This window comes from Burkholderia sp. BCC1998 (genome assembly GCF_905339875.1).
Lineage (GTDB): Bacteria > Pseudomonadota > Gammaproteobacteria > Burkholderiales > Burkholderiaceae > Burkholderia.
In genome coordinates this window covers 143,497-163,921 of record NZ_CAJPHE010000019.1, presented here as the reverse complement: position 1 = coordinate 163,921, position 20,425 = coordinate 143,497, and the positions used below count along the sequence as shown (strand labels likewise).

The 20,425-nt window shown below is 62.0% G+C and carries 23 protein-coding genes; 8 read left to right on the top strand and 15 right to left on the bottom strand.

From position 1 onward, the window contains the following. The 11 genes from U5A56_RS27910 to U5A56_RS27860 all read right to left on the bottom strand — a co-directional run. Positions 1–1,516, bottom strand: a 1,516-nt coding sequence (locus U5A56_RS27910) for an HPr family phosphocarrier protein (RefSeq protein ID WP_321925666.1), incomplete at its 3' end; no start/stop codon positions are given. Between the two features lie 51 nt (positions 1,517–1,567). Further along, entirely contained in the window at positions 1,568–1,945 is a 378-nt protein-coding gene (locus U5A56_RS27905; protein ID WP_321925664.1) for a PTS glucitol/sorbitol transporter subunit IIA, read from the bottom strand. A gap of 19 nt (positions 1,946–1,964) precedes the next feature. Continuing rightward, positions 1,965–2,981 carry a PTS glucitol/sorbitol transporter subunit IIB gene (locus tag U5A56_RS27900; RefSeq protein ID WP_321925662.1) on the bottom strand — a complete coding sequence of 339 codons (1,017 nt, stop codon included), beginning with the start codon at positions 2,979–2,981 and terminating at the stop codon, positions 1,965–1,967. 44 nt (positions 2,982–3,025) lie between these two features. After that, entirely contained in the window at positions 3,026–3,580 is a 555-nt protein-coding gene (locus U5A56_RS27895; protein WP_062885851.1) for a PTS glucitol/sorbitol transporter subunit IIC, read from the bottom strand. Between the two features lie 83 nt (positions 3,581–3,663). After that, on the bottom strand, positions 3,664–4,080 hold the full coding sequence (locus U5A56_RS27890) for a transcriptional regulator GutM (RefSeq protein WP_321925660.1): 417 nt from the start codon (positions 4,078–4,080) through the stop codon (positions 3,664–3,666). A gap of 159 nt (positions 4,081–4,239) precedes the next feature. After that, the gene (locus U5A56_RS27885) at positions 4,240–4,983 is read right to left on the bottom strand and encodes an SDR family NAD(P)-dependent oxidoreductase (RefSeq protein WP_321925658.1); all 744 of its coding nucleotides are present in this window, start codon (positions 4,981–4,983) and stop codon (positions 4,240–4,242) included. 12 nt (positions 4,984–4,995) lie between these two features. After that, positions 4,996–6,306, bottom strand: coding sequence for an acetoin dehydrogenase dihydrolipoyllysine-residue acetyltransferase subunit (locus U5A56_RS27880; RefSeq protein WP_321925656.1), 1,311 nt, complete (start codon positions 6,304–6,306; stop codon positions 4,996–4,998). Position 6,307: 1 nt separating this feature from the next. Then, positions 6,308–7,309, bottom strand: a complete 1,002-nt coding sequence (locus U5A56_RS27875; RefSeq protein ID WP_321925654.1) for an alpha-ketoacid dehydrogenase subunit beta — start codon at positions 7,307–7,309, stop codon at positions 6,308–6,310. Continuing rightward, the gene (locus U5A56_RS27870; protein WP_321925653.1) at positions 7,296–8,324 is read right to left on the bottom strand and encodes a thiamine pyrophosphate-dependent dehydrogenase E1 component subunit alpha; all 1,029 of its coding nucleotides are present in this window, start codon (positions 8,322–8,324) and stop codon (positions 7,296–7,298) included. The genes U5A56_RS27875 and U5A56_RS27870 overlap by 14 nt, the downstream gene beginning before the upstream one ends. A gap of 10 nt (positions 8,325–8,334) precedes the next feature. Continuing rightward, positions 8,335–9,663 (bottom strand): homoserine dehydrogenase, encoded by a 1,329-nt coding sequence (locus tag U5A56_RS27865; protein WP_321925652.1) that lies wholly within the window; start codon positions 9,661–9,663, stop codon positions 8,335–8,337. Positions 9,664–10,050: 387 nt separating this feature from the next. Next, positions 10,051–11,034 (bottom strand): sugar-binding transcriptional regulator, encoded by a 984-nt coding sequence (locus tag U5A56_RS27860; protein ID WP_321925651.1) that lies wholly within the window; start codon positions 11,032–11,034, stop codon positions 10,051–10,053. Positions 11,035–11,117: 83 nt separating this feature from the next. Between U5A56_RS27860 and U5A56_RS27855 the strand changes: the two genes are divergently transcribed. Next, entirely contained in the window at positions 11,118–11,963 is an 846-nt protein-coding gene (locus U5A56_RS27855; protein ID WP_321925649.1) for a hypothetical protein, read from the top strand. 23 nt (positions 11,964–11,986) lie between these two features. After that, positions 11,987–12,574: a hypothetical protein gene (locus U5A56_RS27850; RefSeq protein WP_321925647.1), complete on the top strand. Its 588-nt coding sequence runs from the start codon at positions 11,987–11,989 to the stop codon at positions 12,572–12,574. A 183-nt stretch (positions 12,575–12,757) separates the two neighbouring features. Here the strand turns inward: U5A56_RS27850 and U5A56_RS27845 are convergent, their stop codons facing one another. The 3 genes from U5A56_RS27845 to U5A56_RS27835 all read right to left on the bottom strand — a co-directional run bounded on the left by U5A56_RS27845 (position 12,758) and on the right by U5A56_RS27835 (position 14,539). Further along, positions 12,758–13,048 (bottom strand): hypothetical protein, encoded by a 291-nt coding sequence (locus tag U5A56_RS27845; protein WP_321925645.1) that lies wholly within the window; start codon positions 13,046–13,048, stop codon positions 12,758–12,760. Positions 13,049–13,293: 245 nt separating this feature from the next. After that, positions 13,294–14,256, bottom strand: a complete 963-nt coding sequence (locus tag U5A56_RS27840) for a D-glycerate dehydrogenase (RefSeq protein WP_321925643.1) — start codon at positions 14,254–14,256, stop codon at positions 13,294–13,296. Between the two features lie 76 nt (positions 14,257–14,332). Then, the gene (locus tag U5A56_RS27835) at positions 14,333–14,539 is read right to left on the bottom strand and encodes a hypothetical protein (protein ID WP_124921003.1); all 207 of its coding nucleotides are present in this window, start codon (positions 14,537–14,539) and stop codon (positions 14,333–14,335) included. 30 nt (positions 14,540–14,569) lie between these two features. On the opposite strand from U5A56_RS27835, the gene U5A56_RS27830 reads away from it, so the two are divergent. From U5A56_RS27830 to U5A56_RS27810, 5 genes are all read left to right on the top strand, one after another. Then, on the top strand, positions 14,570–15,328 hold the full coding sequence (locus U5A56_RS27830; RefSeq protein ID WP_321925641.1) for an SDR family oxidoreductase: 759 nt from the start codon (positions 14,570–14,572) through the stop codon (positions 15,326–15,328). A gap of 106 nt (positions 15,329–15,434) precedes the next feature. Continuing rightward, positions 15,435–16,721 (top strand): MFS transporter, encoded by a 1,287-nt coding sequence (locus tag U5A56_RS27825; protein ID WP_124646566.1) that lies wholly within the window; start codon positions 15,435–15,437, stop codon positions 16,719–16,721. 47 nt (positions 16,722–16,768) lie between these two features. Then, the gene (locus U5A56_RS27820) at positions 16,769–17,161 is read left to right on the top strand and encodes a VOC family protein (RefSeq protein ID WP_321925639.1); all 393 of its coding nucleotides are present in this window, start codon (positions 16,769–16,771) and stop codon (positions 17,159–17,161) included. Between the two features lie 60 nt (positions 17,162–17,221). Next, positions 17,222–18,469 carry a citrate synthase family protein gene (locus U5A56_RS27815; RefSeq protein WP_124523053.1) on the top strand — a complete coding sequence of 416 codons (1,248 nt, stop codon included), beginning with the start codon at positions 17,222–17,224 and terminating at the stop codon, positions 18,467–18,469. A 1-nt stretch (position 18,470) separates the two neighbouring features. After that, positions 18,471–18,746, top strand: coding sequence for a hypothetical protein (locus U5A56_RS27810; RefSeq protein WP_321925636.1), 276 nt, complete (start codon positions 18,471–18,473; stop codon positions 18,744–18,746). Positions 18,747–19,116: 370 nt separating this feature from the next. Here U5A56_RS27810 and U5A56_RS27805 read toward each other — a convergent pair whose 3' ends face one another. Next, positions 19,117–19,353, bottom strand: coding sequence for a hypothetical protein (locus tag U5A56_RS27805; protein WP_321925634.1), 237 nt, complete (start codon positions 19,351–19,353; stop codon positions 19,117–19,119). A gap of 161 nt (positions 19,354–19,514) precedes the next feature. On the opposite strand from U5A56_RS27805, the gene dapA reads away from it, so the two are divergent. Next, entirely contained in the window at positions 19,515–20,411 is an 897-nt protein-coding gene (gene dapA / locus U5A56_RS27800) for a 4-hydroxy-tetrahydrodipicolinate synthase (RefSeq protein ID WP_124523047.1), read from the top strand. Positions 20,412–20,425 lie beyond the last annotated feature (14 nt).

Below are 20,425 nucleotides of genomic sequence, written 5' to 3'. Positions count from 1 at the left end.
AGATGTTCCCGTGCGCGGCGGCACGCAGTAGCGCCCGCAGTTGCGGCTGGAACACTTCGGGGCTGTCAAGGCACATCCGGATGCCTCGCCACCCCAGAAACGGATTCTCCTCCTTCGGGAAGCGAATGCCCGGCAACGGCTTGTCACCGCCCGCATCGAGCGTCCGAATGATGACAGGCCACGGGTGAAAGCGCCGTGCGAGCGTGGCATAAACTTCGTATTGCTCGTCCTCCGTGGGCACCCGCTGGTGGTCCATGAAAAGCAGCTCGGTACGGAATAGCCCCACGCCCATCGCGCCGGCTTGCAAGGCCGAGTCAAGTTCCGCCAGAGAACCCATGTTTGCGGCGATCTGTATCTGGCGTCCGCCGCGAGTGCGGGGCTCGACGTCCCGATAAGCAAGGAGCGCCGATTGCTGTTCGCGCTGCGCCTTGATGCGGCGCGATAGTTCCTTTTCATGCTCGTCGGAATGGTCGAGCCAGACCTCTCCGGTCGTGCCGTCAATCGATACACGCGCGACCGATCGCAGCCGGTCCTTGTCGATCGGCAGACCCAGAACTGCCGGAATGCCGTGCGAGCGCGCAATGATCGCGACATGCGATGTCGCACTGCCCGATGTGCAGACGATTCCGAGGATATTGACGAGGTTCGCGCGCGCGAGATCCGGCGCGGACAGTTCTTCGGCAAGGATGATGCTCGGCACGTCTAGTTCCCGCAGCGACTTATGCTGCTTGCCAAGAAGCACGGCCACGATCTCGCGCGTCAGGCCGCGAATGTCGTCGGCGCGGCTGCGAAGATATTCGTCCGTCATCGATTCGAACGCGAACGCCAGTTCCTGCCCGCATTTCAGCGTAGCCGCCGCCGCGCTCCACCGCGTTGCGATGAGCTCTCGGATCGTGCCCGCGTAGTCTTCGCTCCTTGCGACATCGGCGATCGCCTCGATGATCTCGTTTCCCATCGTCCCGTCGCCCGGCTCGAGCATCGCCGCCAAAGTGGACTCGAGCGTCGCGGTGAATCGCCTAGCTTCGTCCGCTACCTCGTGCTCGGACACGAACTGGCGATCGATCACCAGTTCGTCACGAACGTACACAAGCGCACTGCCAAATGCCAGCCCTTCACTCGCCGGAACGCCTCTCAACGCGCCGGGAGGATCGGCATCGTCAGCGGATTGCGCCGATGCCGTGCGCTCGAACGCTTGCGGAGCCGCTGCAGAACCGCCGGACCCACGATGGCCGTCCTGTGCAGTGGCGCCCTGCACGATTGCGCTGACGTTCGACAGAAATTGCGTCAACCTGTCCACCGCCTCGCATTCGTCTTCGCCGTCCGCTCGAAGAAGTATCTGCTCGTCCTGCTTCACGCCTAGCAACATGAGCTTCACGGCGCTCTTCGCGTCCGCCCATGCATCGCCTCTCCCGATTTTCAGCGCGCTATTGAACCCCTTCGCAAGCTTTGCGAATTGCGTCGCGGGGCGCGCGTGCAGACCCTCGTGTACCTTGACAACAACCTGAGTTTCCAACATGACGATGCCTTTTCGTATTCCGTGGGTGACAACGATTGACGTCGGTGCGATTCAGGCGTCAACGATCTCGATGACCGTCCCTTTCTGCATGCTCTTGAAGAGCCGTTCAGGATCGACCGCCGATGCGCAGATCTCCCCAGGGCGCTCTGCCGAATGGGCCCCATTGAACGTGATGACCACATGGCCCAGTTCGCTCACCTTGTTCCAGGCCGTCTGCCCAACGGCAGTCACGATCGCAGAAATCTCACCGATGCGCAGCACGGAGCCAATACGCGGCGCGTGGCTGTGCGCCTGCTCAACGCAGTGAAGAACCGACACCTCTGCCAGTTCGGAGGGCGCGCCATCCGAATACAGAATCAGCACGCCACCTTCGAGAAGCGATTCCACTTCTTCGCCGATACTGGAAATGATTGTCTTGTAGTAATGCATGCGTGACCTCAAGATGTTTTTAGAGAGCAAAACTGACCACCCAAGCGATCAACACCGATACCGGCCCCATGATCTGGCGACTGATCAGTACGGCCGGCACGCCGACGCGAATCGTCTCAGGTTTCGCTTCGCCGAGTGCCATCCCGACTGGCACGAAATCACAACCGACCTGGGTGTCATACGCGAACAACGCCGGCAACGCCATATGCGGAGGAATCGTGCCATTACCGATGGCCGGCCCGATGATTGCCGCGCCGATGACCTGCGCGATCACGGCGCCAGGTCCGAGTACGGGCGACAGGAACGGAAGACCGCAGATCGCCGACAGGATCACCAGCCCCACGATATTGCCCGCCAGCGGCGAAAGCAGATGAGCGAGCCCGGTTCCCACCCCGGTCGAATTGATCACGCCGATCAACATCGTCACGAACGCCATGAACGGCAGCACGTTGCGAATGACGGTATCGATCGACTTGCGGCCACTCGTGAACAGCACATTCACGACGCCGCCCATGCCGCGGCCGACCGACGTGATCATCCCGACGAAGCCGCCGTGGCTTTCCCCGGTGCGCGGTTGCGCCGGTGACGGCGTTGCGGCGGCCGGTGTGTCACCGCTCGTGAAAGCGGCGCGATGTGCGTCGACGTTCGACGCGTCGTCGTCGACGGACTGCAAGCTGTTCAATTCGACGCCGGACACATAGATGTCTTCGGTAATGAACTGCGCAAGCGGACCCGACTGCCCGACCGGACTCAGATTGACAGTCGGGATGCGCTTTCGCGGATATACGCCGCACCGCGCGGTTCCCCCGCAATCGATGACGACAGCCGCGATTTCCGATTCGAGCGGTGGATTGCGGAAGCCGTCGACAACTGTTGCTCCGGTCATATCCGCCAGCCGCTGTGCTACCTTCGGAATATCTCCTCCGGTTACGGCCACGATCTTGTTGCGCTCCACCGTCGGTGCGATGACGAGTGGACCGCCCCAGCCGTTTGGCCCTTTTCGAACCTCAACCGCCTTGTACGTACGCGCGTCCATTTCCTTCTCCTCCAGATGATTTCTCGTGTTTTATCGTGTCGAGTTCAAAGCGTCAGGCCTTCGCGCTTCGCGATCATGCGTGTGATCGCTTCGGTCAGCACTCCTTTCAGGAGATTGACGAAAAGGCCGACGCCCAGGTAGAAGAGCGCGAGTTTCGGCAATGAAAACGGTGCGGCATGTGTTTCAGCGAGCTTCGTGATACCTGCTGCCACACCAAGCCAGACGAAAAGCTCACCGGGATTGCAGTGCGGAAACAAGCCAGTGATCGGATGACACAAGGACACTGCGGAATCGTAGAACGCGGGTTTGTGACGCTCTTCAAGGAAGACGCCGAACGTGTAGGCCATCGGATTAGTCAGGAAGAACATCGCGAGTAACGGCAACAGCGAATATCGCGTCACGATGTTCTTCGAAAGGAAACGAGCCAATCCCTGAATGCGCTGCTCTCCTACCAGCGCGATGATTGTGTAGACCGCGGTGAGCAGCACGATCAGTGTCGGCAAAATGCCGGTGACAAAGCCGACGAACGTCTTTCCGCCTGCGTTGAATACGCCGATAAACGCCTCGGCGGCATGAGTGAGAAAATCCAGCGGATTCATGGTTGTCTCCTGATGAAGTTGTAATGTGCGACAGATGCATCAATTGAAACAGCACTACGACCAGCGTGCTTTACAGCGTTCGTCTACTCAATCACGGCAACGTTAGGACGGTTGACGTTCGCGGTTCTGCAAGCCATGTCGAGCGCGCTGTGAAGCGCGTGCCTGAGACGCGGCGCAAGCGCCGAGGACGCCACATGTTGCTGAAACTCGCCGATCGACCCGCCGTTGAATCCGGAAAGCGCTTCAAAGCGAGCAAACACCGTAAGCCCGGACATGGCCAATACTTGCCTGACAATGCAATCGTCACCGATGACGACGATCGCAACCGCGCCTCGCCCGATCCGCGGCTTGAACGTTCCCACGCCGAGGAACCCGTCGCCCCACGTTCGCGCCGTCTTTCTGAGCGTGTCCCTGTAGTAGCGCATATGGGCCCATCCGGCGATGAGCTGCAGCGCCCACGTGACAGCCAATGCCAGTAAACCGAACCGTACGAGTTCCATTGCATGTCTCCTACCTCGCTCGAGCTGCTTTAACAAACGGTACGAATCTGGCGGATTATTTCGCGCCGCCATTTGAACAAATGCGCATTTGAATAATACAATTGTTCATTTTTGGGTAAATACGGGAAAACGCGACACGAAGCTCTAGAAACGATTCTTCTAACAGAAACCCGAATTGACCTCGATCGGGAACACGAGACCCGAAATGTAATGTGACGCCTCCGAAGCCAGGAACAGAGCGGCACGCACCGCGGCGGACATGCCATCTTCTCGCCTCGGGATCGACGGCAGCAGGGCCGACTGCAGCGTCGCTCCATGTGAGGCGCGGCGAAACTCATCATATGCGGGTACCGTTGGACACACGGCATTGACGCGGATCCCGTCACCCTTCAATCGTTGTCCCAATGCTTGGGATAGCTGACAGAGCGCCGCGGCACAGGCGCTCTGCCATGGCACGCACCAGGAATCGGCTTCGGCGGTTGGCGCGATATTGACGATCACGCCTCGCTTGACTCGCCGATACTGCGAAGCCGCGGCATGGGCGATGTAGAACGCAGCCTTGACGCACTCGGCGTACGCGTGATCGATCTCTCGCTCGTGAATCTCGAGATCGTTTGCCCCATCCAGGCGCGCGCAGCCGTTATGGACGACGATATCGAGTCTCCCGAATTCGAGAACGGTCCGTTCGACCAGTTCGACCGCACGCCGCGCCGTGAAGATTTCCGCCCCCGCCTTGTCGACATTCGCTTGACCGTCTCCCGTTTCATCCAACAGTTCGAGAACGCGTGCCTGCTGCGTAAGCACCGTTGCGCCGGCGGTACGCAAGGCACGGACCACCTCGTCGCCGATCGGGGACGATAGCCCCGTTACCAGCGCGATCTTGCCGTCAAGCTCCAGGTTCATGAATGGCTCCGCCTATCGTGACAATTGCTCGCCGACGATGCCGATCACATCAGCCAGCGCTTCGACGTGCGGCAAATGACCGACGTCCGCGAAGCGGTGCTGCGCAATCCGGCCAGGCAAGCCATTCGCGTGCGTGATCGGAATGATCTTGTCCGATGCCCCCCAGACGACGCGAACAGGCATTGTCAGCGACGCGATGGCCGCTCGCAGATCAATCTTCTGCCGGCCGCCCGGGAAAAACGTCTCCGCGATTGACGCAAGCGTCACACGTTTTGCCTCGCTCGACAATTGCTGCTCTGCCGTCGCGATGAACGCGTCGTCGATCACACCGGGACGCGCAACCAATTCCAGCAGCCATCGCGTAAGACTGGTTCGATCGGCGGCTTGCGTCAGCCCGCGCAAGAACGCACCGTTGCATTCGGTACCCAGCCCCGCCGGTGCGGCCAGCGTCAACGACGACACACGCACATGGCGCGAAGCGCTCAACGCAATCGCGACAGCCGCGCCGAACGAATGCCCGATGAGATGGCAGTGCGCGGCATCTTCTGCGGCCAGCGTAGCGCCGATCGCGTCGACGATGTTCTCCAGCGATGCGGCAGCGTCGGCCGGCGATTTTCCATGTCCGGGCAGATCGATCGACAGTACACCGAGATTCTTCGCAAGGCCGGCGTCGCGCAACGCATTGAAGAACGGGCGCCAGCTATTCGCCTCGGCCCCGAATCCATGCAGAAACACCAGCGTCGCCGGGCCGCCGCGCTGCAGCCAGACCCGATTGAGCGCGCCTTGCTGGCTCGCGCCGGCTACCACTTCACGTGAACCGCCGCTCCCAGCGGCGACGGCGCGCACGTCATTTTCGATAATCCGCCCATGCGGACCGGATCCTTGCAGGCTGCCCAAGTCGATTTCGCTTTCGCGAGCGGCCCGACGAGCGGCGGGCGTCGCGCGAATCCGGCTGTCGCTGATATCACCCGGCAATGCCGCATCTGCGACGTCCGCGCGACGATGGATCGAGGGTTCAGCCGCAGCGTCAGGCTCGGCAACGCCTGATGCGGTCGTGCCGACGTCCTGCTCGATGACGGTCTCACCATTGGCATAGATCCATGCGATCACGGTTCCGACGGGGACCGTATCGCCGACGCTGGCGGTAATCTGCCGGACCGTGCCGCTCGCCGGGGCCTCCACTTCCATCGTGGCCTTGCTGGTCTCGATGTCGAAGATCGGCTCGCCATGCCTGATCGTGTCGCCGTCCTTGACATACCAGGTGGTAATGGTGCCCTCGGTCATGTCCATGTCGACGCGAGGAAGGATCACTTCGGTCGCCATCTCAGCCCCTCCGACCGACGATATGCCGAATCGCCTCGACGATTTCGGGCACCTGCGGCACGGCAGCCTTCTCGAGCTGCGGGTTGTAAGGCAACGGACAATCCGCCCCGCCCAGCCGGACGATCGGTGCGTCCAGATAATCGAAGGCGTCGCTTTCGCAAACGATCGACGCGATCTCGGCGCCTATGCCCAGTTGCTGAACACCTTCGTACACACATACCAGACGCGAAGTCTTGCGTACGCTGTCGATGATCGCCTCGCGGTCGATCGGACGGATGCTGCGCAGATCGATTACTTCCACGTCGATGCCTTCCTGCTGCAGCGCGTCTGCCGCTTCCAGCGAACGCACGGTCATGATCGAAGTCGCGACGATCGTGACATCCTGCCCCTCGCGGCGAACGACGGCCTTGCCGATCGGCTCCACATAGTAGCCCTCCGGCACGATGCCCTTGCTCTTGTACAGGAGCTTGTGTTCGAAGATCATCACCGGATCGGGATCCTCAAGCGCAGCAAGCAGTAATCCCTTCGCGTCATGGGGCGTACTGGGTTGCACCACCTTCAACCCAGGAACGTGCGCGAACCAGGCCTCGAGGCTCTGGCTGTGCTGGGCTGCGGCACCTGTCCCCGAACCGGCCGGAAAGCGCATCACAACCGGCACCGAGACTTCCCCGCCCAGCATGTAACGCATCTTCGCGGCCTGATTCACGATTTGTTCCATCGCAAGCGTTGCGAAGTCCGAAAACTGGAATTCGTAGATCGGCCGGCAGCCGGTCATGGCCGCACCGACCGCAATGCCTGCGCCTGCCAGCTCAGCGATGGGCGTGTCCATGACACGTCCCGCACCAAAGCGCTGAAACAGGTCACCGGTCACCTGGAACGCACCGCCGTAGACTCCGATATCCTCGCCCATCAGGAACACGCGCTCATCTCGCTCCATTGCGATGCCCATTGCCTCATGAATCGCCTGAGCGTAAGTCAGTTCGCGCTGGTCACTCATGGTCATTCCCCCCGTTCTCCGTATATACATAGCGCGTCAACTCGGCGATGTCCGGTGCCGGGCTGTTCTGCGCGTAGTCCAGACCCGCCTTGATTTCTTCCTCGACTTCCGCGTGGATTACTTGCACCGCTGCGGCGTCGATCAGTCCAAGTTCCACCAACTGCCGCTCGAATTTCGTAATGGGATCCCTTGCGCCCCAGGACTCGATCTCTTCGCGGGTGCGATAGCGGTTCCGGTCGCTCTTGGAGTGGCCGCGAATGCGGTATGTCTCGCACTCGATGAGTGTCGGCCCCTCGCCTTTTCGGGCACGCTCGATCGCGCCTTCAGCCGCCGTCAGCACGTCGCCGAAGCTATTGCCGTCGACAGTGATGCCGGGCATGTCATATGCAGCCGCGCGCTGCGAGATCCGACTGACGGCCGTCGAACGTTCGACCGACATCGACATGCCGTACCGGTTATTTTCACAGACGAAAATCACCGGCAGCTTCCAGATCGCGGCGAAATTCAGCGATTCATGGAACGCACCTTCATTGTTCGCGCCATCGCCGAAAAAACACACGACAACCGAGTCCTTGCGCTGCTTCTTGATCGACAGCGCCGCGCCGACCGCGATAGGCAAGCCTCCGCCCACGATACCGTTGGCGCCGAGATTTCCGCGGCTCACATCCGCAATGTGCATCGAACCGCCCCGCCCCCGGCAATACCCCGTCTCCTTGCCGAAGAATTCGGCGAACATGCGTTTCGGATCCGCACCTTTGCCGATGCAGTGGCCGTGCCCGCGATGCGTTGACGTGATGTAGTCCTCATCGGTCAGGAGCATCGTCATCGCGATCGCGGAAGCTTCCTGACCGATAGACAGGTGCATCGTCCCGTGAATCAGACCGCGCATATACGCCTGCTCCGCGCTCTCCTCGAATCGACGCACGAGTTGCATCTTCTTCAGCGCGTCACGCAGCGCCTGCACCGAGACATGCCGATAGACTTCGGGCATTCCTTCGATCTTCTCTGCAACGAATCCCATCATCTTCTCCTCAAGCGGCGGCACGCGCACCGCGGACCATTTCGTCCTGGCGCTGGCGCAGTTTGACGATCGGTGCGTTCGCGTCGACCGCGGCGTTCTGGTACGTCAGCAATTCGCCCTTTCGGATTGCTTGGGTGACGATGCCGCCTTCCAACAAGCCGCATGGAACCGCGCGCTGTGCAAGCGCGTGGTCCGCCGCGATGGCCCAGGCGCGGTACGTGAATTCACCGATCGCGTCGAGGCGGTCACCGGCTTTCAAGTCTCGCTTCGCGACCGCGCAAACCTCGACCACCGGAACGGGGAGCGGCCGCATGTCGGCTTTGCCGTACAGGACAGCGCGCGCGCAGCTGAGCGGCACCTCGAGACTCGTCAGGTGATACGGACGATAGAACGTGTAATACGGCCCCTTGCCGAGCTTGAGGTCTGCCATGCGCTCGCGCAGGCGACGATGTGCAAGTTCGGCAACGACGAACACCCCGGGTGCGACGCCCTTTCCAATGGTGTAATCAACCACGCCCTTTTGGGTGAGGATCCCGCCGTCCGCCACCGGACAAAGCACCTCATGCAGTTGGTCGAGCGTGGCCGCGGGACCATGCATGCCTGCCACATCCGGAATCAGCCCGGTCGCATTTCCGATCGCCGCCATTTCGACCGCGGTCTTCGAACCATCGACGAACTCCACCAGCATGCGCGGGTTCATGTTGCGCGCCTTGGCTTCGGCCATGTAGTCATCCGGCGTCGCGTCGATATTCAGAGGGTTGTTCTTGCCCTTGCCCGCGGCGACGATCGGATAACCGAGCGCGCTGACGAAATCGATCAACTCGATCGTCGAGCTCGGCTCATCGCCGGCGCCGAGCGTGTACACGACGCCCAGCCGCTCCGCTTCACGACGCAGATATGCGCCGATGGTCACATCGGCCTCGACGTTCATCATCACGAGATGCTTGCCGTGTTCCATGGCCAGCAGGCCGATCTGCGCGCCCACCGCCGGTTTGCCGGTCGCATCGATAACCACGTCGATTTGATCGTTGGTACAGATCGCATTCGAGTCTTGCGTGATGGCGATCGATCCGGCCTCGATCGCCTGCGAAATCCCCGAGCCTGTCTCGACGACGCGATAGCCCTCGTCCACCTGATTGGCGACTCGAACCGCTTCGCATGCAGCGTCGACGCGGAGGTCCGCGATCGCGCCGATCTCGAGACCTTCCATTTGCCGGACCTGGGTCACGATGTCCGTGCCCATTTCGCCCGAGCCGATCAAGCCAATTCGAATAGGTCTGCCCGATTGGGCGCGGGTTTTGAGGTCGGCCGCCAGGCCGCTAGGAATGATGTTGAGCATCGACGATGTCTCCTGGGGTAGTGACGCGCGCTTGCGCAGACATGTGCCCTTAACCCGCGTTTGCAACCTGGATCGCCGCGACGTTCAGTGCACATTTGTTTTTTACAATATCACTTTGTTCACAAAAGGTACAAGCGACCAAGCGGCAAAAAGAGCGCATCTAGGGTTATTCCTAGCGCATGGAAATTTGGGGACGGAAAGAGGAGGAGCCGCGCGAGCGGCTCGTTGACGCGAGCGCCACCCAGCGGCGGGCACTCATACAGAAATTGATGCGGCGCAGCATCACTGCCGTCGCCGCGAATGGGGGTGGTGCGAGAGCGCGCTTCTCTCGGCAGTGGGGACGAGCGCGGAGTACGGAAAGGTGACGGGGTCCTTTCCGCGCGAGGGTCAGCTCGCTAGTTTCAGCAAGTCCGCTGCGGCGTATTGATCCGTGATCAATACGGACGGTCGCAATAACCTCAGAGCGCCCCCAAGCGCCGGCACCTTGCTGACGCCGCCCGCTGCAAGCACGCGCACCGGTACTTGCTTGACGATGTCGAGCGGCACGGACATCACACGCTCGTTGATGGGATGGTCAACCAGTTGTCCGTTGGCGTCGAAAAAGTTGAAGAGCAGATCGCCCACGGCACCGGCCTTGATCACGGATTCGCGATCAGCATCGCTGATGAACCGCGATCGGTGCGCCGTTGCCTCCGGGCCAGTGCCCGCAGCGCCGAGCACGACCGCATCCAGGGATCTCGCCAGATCGAAAATATCCCGGAGGCCGCAGCGCTCGATGAGCGTGCGCCGGGTCTCCGGGCTGTCGACCACCAACGGCGCGGTCATCAGGTAGCAGTCCGCCTGATACAACGTCGCGAAACGCCAAGCGAACTCCGCCGGGTTGAAATGTCGGGCCTTCATGATGCCGCCCAGCAGTGAAACCACCGAGACGTTTTCGACGGGACGCTCACCCATGTACGACAGCGAACTGACAAGGGTGCGCCCCCAACCGACGCCGATCTTCATGTTCGACCGCACCATCGACGACACATATTCGCCAGCGGCGGCGCTCACTGGCGCGGTGGCATCCGCGTCTCGCGCTGACAGCGGTACGACGATCGCTTCCGCGATCCCGAATCGCTCCTCGAGTTGCCGTTCGAGATCCACGCATTCGACTAGGCGATCCCCAATCGAAATTTTTACCTCGTTTCGCTCGCGCGCAGCGGCCAGCAGGCGCACGACAGTCACCCGACCGATGCCGAGTTTCTGTGCGATCTCGTGTTGCGTCATCTCCTCCACGAAGTACATCCAGGCCGCGCGCAGCCGCAGTCTGCGCGCTGGGCTTTGCTCGTCGATGGCCTCTTCTCGCTGCTTGGTTCGGGCTCTCGGCACGCTTCCTCCCCTAAATTAAGGTGATCAATGACACTGAACAAATGTGCTATCTTAACTTCAAATGTTTCAGCCTCGAGGCAGCCATGGAACCCAAGTCATTGACGCCATCGCACATCGTCCAGGATCTCGGTCAAGTTCGCCTTGCATTGATGGATTGTGCGCGGCAACTTCGATACGCGGCGCGAAACGTCCCCGGTTCTGGGTCCGATTCTCAGCGAACCGCTATCCACCGCGCGAACTTGCCGCCACTGCCGCAATTTCTTGGCTCCGTCGGCCATATCGCGGACACACTGCTCGAAACGGCCGAAACGTATGCAGGTCACGCGATCCCCCCACTGCAGGATCACTGGAAAGCGCCGGTCAGCTTCGACGGCGGCCTGGAACGCATCATTCTCGAATCCGCGGATGCAAAGCTGATCCGCCACTGCTCGGCACTTTATTACGCAGCCGCGAAGCGATTCATCCTGCACGCGGGTGCGACGGACGTCCTTATATTTGAACACCGCATCAATGACGCATTCAGCAGCCTGCGCGGCGCGCACAATGTGTTGAAAGGCATATCGGAAATCCAGGTCGAGGCGTCCCCGGATAAATTTTCCGACGATACTTGTCGCGCGTATTCCCGACTCACGTTATCGCTCATCGATCGCCAGCCGATTCGAAGCGCACGATTCGATGAATTGCCTGATGTCGTCGCGCCGTGGTGGCTGGTATCCGAGCCGAACGTATATGTTTTTCTATTACTCGGTATCACCGGGTGCGCAAGAATTGTTCAGCCTGCAGCGCTTCCGTCCGATCCCGACGCGCTGCTTCGCTTCGCGGCCGATCTCGTAGGCGCGTCCGAGTCGCGAATTCGAGCCGCATTGCGATCGAGAAATCCGGACGACGCGATGCAGCGCGAGTTTTCCAAAATTGTCAGCTACCTGTGAAGTCAATGCGCCGGAGAAGCATCTTGGTAGACGAACACGAACCGATCGCAAGGTCCATACATCGCGTATGGCCGGCTCTCACCAAACTGTCATCTTGCAGACTGCTTCTTCAGCAGTATTGCGACGACTACTCAAAAAATTCCGGCGTGTTGCTCGAGCTCGATGAGCGACAGTTCACACAAGCGTTCGTCGCGTGGACCCAAATCCTCGAAGACAGCGAGTTTTACCAACACAAGAACGCGGCTGACTATTTTCAGTTCTGCATCGGCGGGCTGCTCGCCGAACTATTGAAATTCAAAGCTGTCCGAGACACATCGGTGACCGTCATTCCGCATAAAAAATCGAGCAGCGAAATTGCAGACTGGTGGTCGACCGGATTCGCACTGACTCATTTTTGCGTCGAGCTCGTCAAAAACGTATCACAGCAGGAATGTGGAAAAGTCGTCAAACCGTCCGAAAAAATCGGACAGCTCAAGATCTGGCAATCGTATCGCGAGAATTTGCTCGAAGAGCCGATGCTGGCCATCGCATATTTCGACAACTTCATGGGCATAACGCCAAACTGGCGCACCCCGTACTATGCCGGTCACCGCACGGCAGGGACCGATTGATTCGTATTTTTTGAATCGTGCAGTGCGCGCATGTCTACGGCGCCCTGCACGGCTACGTTCGGTAGTGCCGACAACCAACGATTGCGGCACTCCGCCGCAAAAGCCGATCGCGACAATCGTCGATCGCCGTATTCGATTCGCGACGGTCGGTGGTTCTGTCTAATTCCGGCAATATCACTCGGCTCAGCCACCGATCGGCATATCGATCCGGCGTACCGTTGCCAAACTCGCTGCCGCGAGTTCGCAGTAGCGGTTCGTCGCTTCGACCTTCTCACGCAGTTCCGCTTCGGTCAGTACGCGGACGATTCGTGCCGGCACGCCCATGACCAGCGTTCGTGCCGGCACACTTGACACATCCATATATTTACTGGGGTCGCGCACATCCATAACATGTGACATCTTATGACCCGTGGTGTACGGAAAATGGAATCCGATGTTTCGCAAAACTAAGAGCGGCGGCATGGTTTGGCGCATCAGGCGAGACCAAGGCGGAAGCTCTCTCGCTATTCGACATTAGGGCGTCCGTCGTCACTCCCCTGGGCGAAATAAAAGCGACGCTGCTGCATGCGACCGCTTATTCGGGTATCCCGCATCGTCTCAGCGCGTTCGAGGCCACGCATGCGGTGTGGCGGAGGGGGTGTTGAAGTGACGACGCGTGTGAAGCCGGGGGTTCCGTCATCGGACACCCCGGCATGGGCGAGCGCTCTCGCCCGCCGTCATCACAGCGCGTTCGGCGCCCCCTTCCCGTCAAGCACCGCCGCGACGTTGTCGAGCGCGGTAAACCCCATCTGGTCGCGCGTCTCGATGGTCGCGCTCGCCATGTGCGGCGACAGAAACACATTGTCGAGCGCGGCAAAGCGCGGATCGATGTTGGGTTCGTTCCGGTAAACGTCGAGCCCCGCGGCGAACAGCCGATGCGACGTCAACGCATCGTAAAGCGCATCCTCGTCGACGAGACTGCCGCGTGCCGCATTCACGAATACCGCACCGGCGCGCAGTAAGCCGAATTCGCGGCGGGTCATCAACGGCGTGCCGCCGCCGGGCACGTGCAGCGTGAGGATGTCGCACTGCGGGAGCAGCGTGTCGAGATCCGCGCAATAGCGTGCACCGGCCTCGATCTCGGGCGGTGCGGGACGCCGGTCGGTATAGACGATCTTCATCCCGAAGCCGCGCGCGCGCTGCGCGACCGCCCGGCCGATCCGCCCGAAACCGACGATTCCGAGCATCTTGCCGTTCACGCGCGTGCCGAGCATGTCGGTCATGCCGAACGACTTTCCCCACCCCGCGCGCACGATTCGCTCGTACTCCGATGCACGCCGGCACGCGGCCAGCACCAGCAGCATCGTGAAATCGGCCGTGCAGTCGGTCAGCGCATCGGGGGCGTTGCTGACCGCGATTCCGCGTGCGCGTGCGGCGGCGACATTCATGTGGTCGTACCCGGCGCTCGCGTTCGCGATGATCTTCACGCTCGGCGGCAATGCTGCGATGTGCTCAGCCTGCAGCCCCGATTTCTTGCCGATCAGCACCGCCGGCGTCTCGTAGCGGTTGCAGAACTCGACGACGGACGGCGCGTCCATGTCGGCGTCCGTTATATACGCGTTGAATTCGGATTCTGCGCGTGCGGCGACTGCGGCGGGAACGCGTCGCGCAACCAACAGGCGGGTGCGATTGTTGTCAGGCATGGTCTCGTCCTTGGGTCGAAAAACGGAACACAGGCTACGAAGCGCAGTCGGCGCGGGTCAATATTGATTGGTTCGATCAACATGTCCGCGCGGCATTGAGCGACCGGATGATCGACCGATTCCGACCATATCCTCTGCCATGCGCGATGCCGTGCCGGCGCGCGAACGGCGCAGCCGCGAACTCAGGAAAACCCTGACGCCAGCCCGTCTGGACGGGGCGGTTGATATTGATTGAAAGAATCAAGATTGCTGCGAAATCGTCGCCGCGCAATGCTTTTTGCATGTTCAACGGACTGAAGACGAGGGCGTGAAAATGCAGCCAGAGAAAAAAATCGCGGCAGTGACGGGCGCCGGCACCGGAATCGGGCAGGCAGCGGCGGTTGCGCTGGCGCGAGCAGGCTTCACCGTCGCGCTGCTCGGCAGGCGTATCGATCCGCTGCTCGCGACGCAGGAGATCGTCGAGCGGGCCGGCGGCGTGGCCGCGGCCATTCCGACCGACGCTTCCGACGAGGCATCGGTCGATGCGAGCTTCACGCGGATTGCGCATGACTTCGGCCGCCTCGACGTGCTGTTCAACAACGCGGGCCGCAACGCAGGCGCCGTGCCGCTCGACGATTATTCGCTTGAGTTCTGGAACGACGTGGTCGCCACCAACCTGACCGGCGTGTTCCTGTGCGCCCGCGCCGCGTGGCGCCAGATGAAGCGCCAAACGCCGCAAGGCGGCCGCATCATCAACAATGGCTCGATCTCCGCGCACACGCCGCGCCCGAACACGATCGCGTACACGGCCACGAAGCACGCGGTCCTCGGCATCACGCGCTCGCTCGCGCTCGACGGCCGGCCGTTCAACATCGCGTGCGGCCAGATCGACATCGGCAACGCCGCCACGTCGCTGACCGAGCGGATGAACAACGGCGTGCTGCAGGCCGACGGCCGCGTCGCACCGGAGCCGCGCATCGACGTCGCGCACGTGGCAGACGCGATCGTGCAGATGGCGAGCCTGCCACTCGAAGCGAACATTCTGAACATGACGATCATGGCGAGCGCGATGCCGTTCGTCGGGCGCGGCTGACCGGACGAGCGCCGGCGTACGAGACAACCGCGGACAACCGCGCGCCGGCCCTGCAATCAGGAGACAGGAGACGACATTGAAAACCGCAGAAGAGCAGGTTTCGGTCATGCGCGAGTTCGACGCGCACGCAGGCACCGCAAGACGATCAAGGGTGCGCTACGGCGTACTGTCGATGCTGCTCGTGGCCACGATCCTCAACTACGTCGACCGCTCGGCGCTAGGCATCGTCGCGCCCGCGCTATCGAAGGATCTCGCGCTCACGCGTGTGCAGATGGGCGAGCTGTTCGCCGTGTTTGGCCTCGCCTACTCCATCGCGCTGCTGCCGGCGGGCGTGCTCGCCGACATGCTCGGCTCGCGCGTCGCATATGCGCTGTCGCTCGTCGGCTGGTCGCTGGCGACGCTCACGCAAGGGCTCGCGCACGGCTATCACATGCTGCTCGGTTCGCGGCTAGCGATGGGCGCGCTCGAAGCGCCCGCGTTTCCGTCGAACGCGCGCGCCGTGACGATGTGGTTCCCGGTCCAGGAGCGTGGCTTCGCGACGAGCGTGTACGTGATGGGTCAGTACATCGGCACGCCGCTCTTCACCGGGCTGCTGCTGTGGATCTCATCCGCGTTCGGCTGGCGTACCGTGTTCTTCGCGACCGGCGCGTTCGGCATTCTGTTCAGCGTCGTCTGGTACCGGCTCTATCGCGATCCGTCGCGCCATCCACGCGTCAACGCGGCCGAGCTGCAGTACATCACCGAAGGGCAGCCGGTAGTGACGGCGCGCGACCGATTCGACTGGCGCATGGCGCTGCGCCTGCTGGGCTATCGGCAGATCCTCGCGATCTGTCTCGGCAAGTTCTGCAACAACACGCTGCTGGTGTTCTTCACGACCTGGTTCATGACCTACCTTGTCGAGGAACGGCACATGTCGATGATCAAGGTCGGTTTCTTCCAGGCGATGCCGTTCATCGGCGCGACGCTCGGGATCCTTATCGCGGGCTATTTGTCCGATCTCTGCATCCGGCGCGGCGTATCAATGTCGTCATCGCGCAAGGCGCCCCTCGTGATCGGCACCTTCCTCGGCGCATCGATCGTGCTCGTCAATTTCGTGCAGTCGAACGCGCTGGTGATCGCGATCCTGACCGTCGCGTTCTTCGCACAGGGAATCGGCTCGATGTCGTGGGCGGCGGTGTCCGAGATCGCGCCGAAACGCTATGTCGGGCTCACCAGCAGCATCACGAGCCTCGCCGCGAATATCGCAGCCGTCACCACGCCGCTGATGATCGGCTACGTGACGCAGCACACCGGCAACTTTTTCTGGGCGCTGAACCTGATGGGTGCGATCTGCCTCCTCGGCACGCTGTCGTACTCGGTGCTGCTCGGCAAGCTGTCGCGTATCGAGCTCTGACCCGGTTCGCCCCCTTTTACGCTCCACTGCACGTACCGCACACGACCATGATCGAATTTAAATGGGATCACCTGCAACTCTGCTCGGCTGATGCCGAGGCCACCGCCGCGTGGTTCGCGCGCTGCCTGAACGCCGAAATCGTGCGGCGCCCCGGCCGCGTCGACCTGCGGATCGGGGCAATCAACCTCTTCATCACGGCGCTGCCGGACGCGTGTCCGGCGATCGTGCCGGACGGTGCGTGCATGCAAGGGATCGACCACTTGGGCGTGCTGGTCGAGGATCTGGATGAGGCTTACGCGCATCTGGTCGACAACGGCGCGGAGATCGTCCAGCCCGTCACGCGGATCCGCGCCGGCGTGCGCGGCTGTTTCGTGCGCGCGCCCGGCGACATCCTCGTCGAGGTGCTCGAGCGGCGCCCGGCCGAGATGACATTCAACTGAACCCGGTCTATAGTCGGCGCAAGCGGCCGCACACCGGCCGCATCCTCACCACGACTCACCATGCAGAACTGGATCACCCTGACGGAAGCGGCACGGCGGCTCGGCGTGCGGGCGCAGACCGTCTATGCGTACGCGAGCCGCGGCAGCATTGCCGTGATGCAGGATCCCGACGATCCGCGCAAGAGCCTGTATCGGGCCGAGGATGTGGTCGCGCTGTGCCGCAAGAAGCAGGTCGGGCGCAAGCGAGCGGCGCTCGCGGCCAGCGCGATCTTTGGCGCCGAGCCGTGCATCTACAGCGGCATCACCACGTTCTCGAAGGGTCGCGCATGGTATCGCGGCCGCGACAGCATTGAACTCGCAGATAGCGCGACGCTCGAGGAAACGGCTTCGCTGCTCTGGCAGGCCACCGCGCCGGTGTCGTTCGACGCGCCGGTGATCGTGCTGCCGCCCGGCGAGCGTGACCGGCAATGTGCGTTCACGATGCTCGCGACGCTGGCCGCGTTTGGCCATTCGACGCTCGGCCGGCTCGACAGCGCGCTGCACATCGAGGCCGGGCAACTCGTTGCGATCGTGTCGCGCGCGTTCGGCGCGCACGACAACGCCGGCGCAAGACCGCTTCACACCCATCAGCGGCTCGCGGCCGGCTGGGGCCTCGATAGCCATGGCGCAGACTTGCTGCGCCGCGCGATGGTGCTGGTCGCCGATCACGAGATCACGAGTTCGGCATTCGCCGCGCGCATCACCGCATCGACCGGCGCGTCGCTCGCGGGCTGCCTGCTGACGGGGCTCGCGACGTTGTCGGGGCCGCTGCACGGCGACGCGTCGGGACGCGTGCGCGCAGTGTTCGACGATGTGCAACGAATGGGTGCCGAGCATGTCGTCGATCATCACTTGAAGTCGGCGATCCCGATTCCCGGTTTCGGTCATCATCTTTACCCCGAGGGCGATCCGCGTGCGGCCTCGCTACTCGCGCGACTCGATCCCCCGGCGGAACTCGCGCACTTCGTGGACAAGGTCACGACGCTCACCGGCCAGCGGCCGACCATCGATGTCGCGCTAGCGATGCTGTCGGTGCAACTTCAGTTGCCGCGCGATGCGGCGTTCGGGCTGTTCTCGATTGCGCGCAGCGTCGGGCTGCTCGCGCACTGCATCGAGCAGCTGCGCGTCGGCAAGGTGATCCGGCCGCGCAGCCGCTATATGGGGCCGACGCTCGACGATCGGCATCTGCGGCCCGCCGCTGACGACGACGGCAAACAGGCGAAAGCCGGCTTAATCGCGAAGAACCGCGTGTTCAAAGTGGTGGAGTAACATGCGTGACGACAGCGATGCTTGTCTTCACGCCAAACGAAGCGGCGGGAGTACGCGCGGCAACCTCGCGCCAAACACGTCAAAAGCGCCGGTCGTCACAGCATGCCCGCAGCTTTCCCGTCATTCAGTGCTGCTCGGCGCGCGTCAGAATTCGTCCCCAGCACCAATCACCGCACCGAAGTCCGACTACGTATTGCCACTCACCGACGCCTTGATGGCGCAGCGGTTGCTCTCCATCACATACGAATGCCAGGCGGTGAACCGTTGCTGGCAGTGACTTTCCTTTGCGCGACAAGTAAAGATCGAATCAAGAACCTTAGCTCAGCATCCGTCGACGGTGGCAGCAGGCGAGAGTCGGGGTTACACGCGAGCGTCTTCTGCGTGTCGGCCGGCGCTGCTTCGAGCAACCCACGATGCGGAGCGTGATGGTAGCGTCTCCCAATCTCAACCGCGAGCCATCGCTCGAATTCTCGAGGCGTCAACAACACGCCGTCTTTTCGAACTCCCCCCTTTGCGGCCCTCTATGGGATGACCCAGTCGCTCCCGGCAGGCCCCGGACGCGCTCCATCAAGGTGCGGATCAAGCGCTCAATGTGCCCGCCAAAATGCGGCCGCCCGACTGAACGATACATGGGGTCGATGCCGTATTCACGACACCCGCTGCGAAGTGCCCTGCTTTTCCAAGCACTTCAACATCCGCCGCTGGCCGCCCTGCTGGCCCACCATCGAGCCACTGCCCAGCACGGGTGGACCAGCGCTGAACCGGCAGCGCGTCTCAATGACAGAAATGACTGATTCGGTCATATCAGGGTTTTCATTGATCGAATCGATCACAAAACAGGCTAAAATGCACATATCGATTAATTTATTGATTGGAACGAGCAAGTCAATTCACCGATATCGGCCGGGATTTCTATGCGTCCGGATAGCGTCGGAGGACATATCCAGCGGCGCAATCCTGACCGCCGGTGCGCAGCGTCCGCTGATGTCGACACACCCCATGGAGATGGCGTTTCCGCCGCCGTCCCAGTTGCGATGGAGCAAGCATGTCAATTTCGCTCAAGGGAATCGTTCCCGCGCTGATTACGCCGATGACGGCGGACGAGAACGTCGATGAAGACGGCCTGCGCGCGCTGGTCGAACGGCTGATCGAGTCGGGCGTGCACGGCCTCTTCGTGCTCGGCACCAACGGCGAATTTATCGCGCTGAATGAAGAAGAGAAGCTGCGCATCGCCCGCATCGCGGTCAGCCAGGCCCGCTCGCGCGTGCCCGTGATCGCGGGCACCGGCGCCTATGCGACGCGTGACGTGATCGATTTGAACCGGAAGATGACCAACGTCGGCGTGGACGCCGTATCGGTCATCACGCCGTATTTCAACGGCGCGACGCAACCGGAGCTCTACACCCACTACAAGAAGATCGCCGACGCCACGCCGCTGCCGGTCATGCTCTACACGATTCCCGCGAAGGCGGGCATCACGCTGACGGTCGATACGGTACGGCGCCTGTCCGAGATTCCGAACATCCGCGGCATCAAGGACAGCGGCGGCGACTTCGATCGCCTGCTGCAGCTGATCAACCTGCGGCGCGACGACTTCTCGGTCTTCACCGGCACCGACTCGATGATTCTCTGGACGCTGATCGCGGGTGGCGACGGTGCGGTCGCCGCGACGACCAATGCCGTCCCGCATGTCGTCATGTCGATCTGGAACAAGTTCAAGGCCGGCGATATCGCCGGCGCACGCGCCGCACAGGAATCGCTGCGTGCGCTGCGCGATGCGTTCGCGCTCGGCACGATGCCCGTCGTGCTGAAAACGGCCGCGCAGATGCTCGGGATGCCTGCCGGCCCCGCGCGGTCTCCCGCCCAGCCGCTCGACGCCAGCGCCCGCGAGCGCCTGGCGCAAGCGCTCTCCATTTACCACGACGCCGCGCGCGGCCACTGAAACGGGTCACCAGC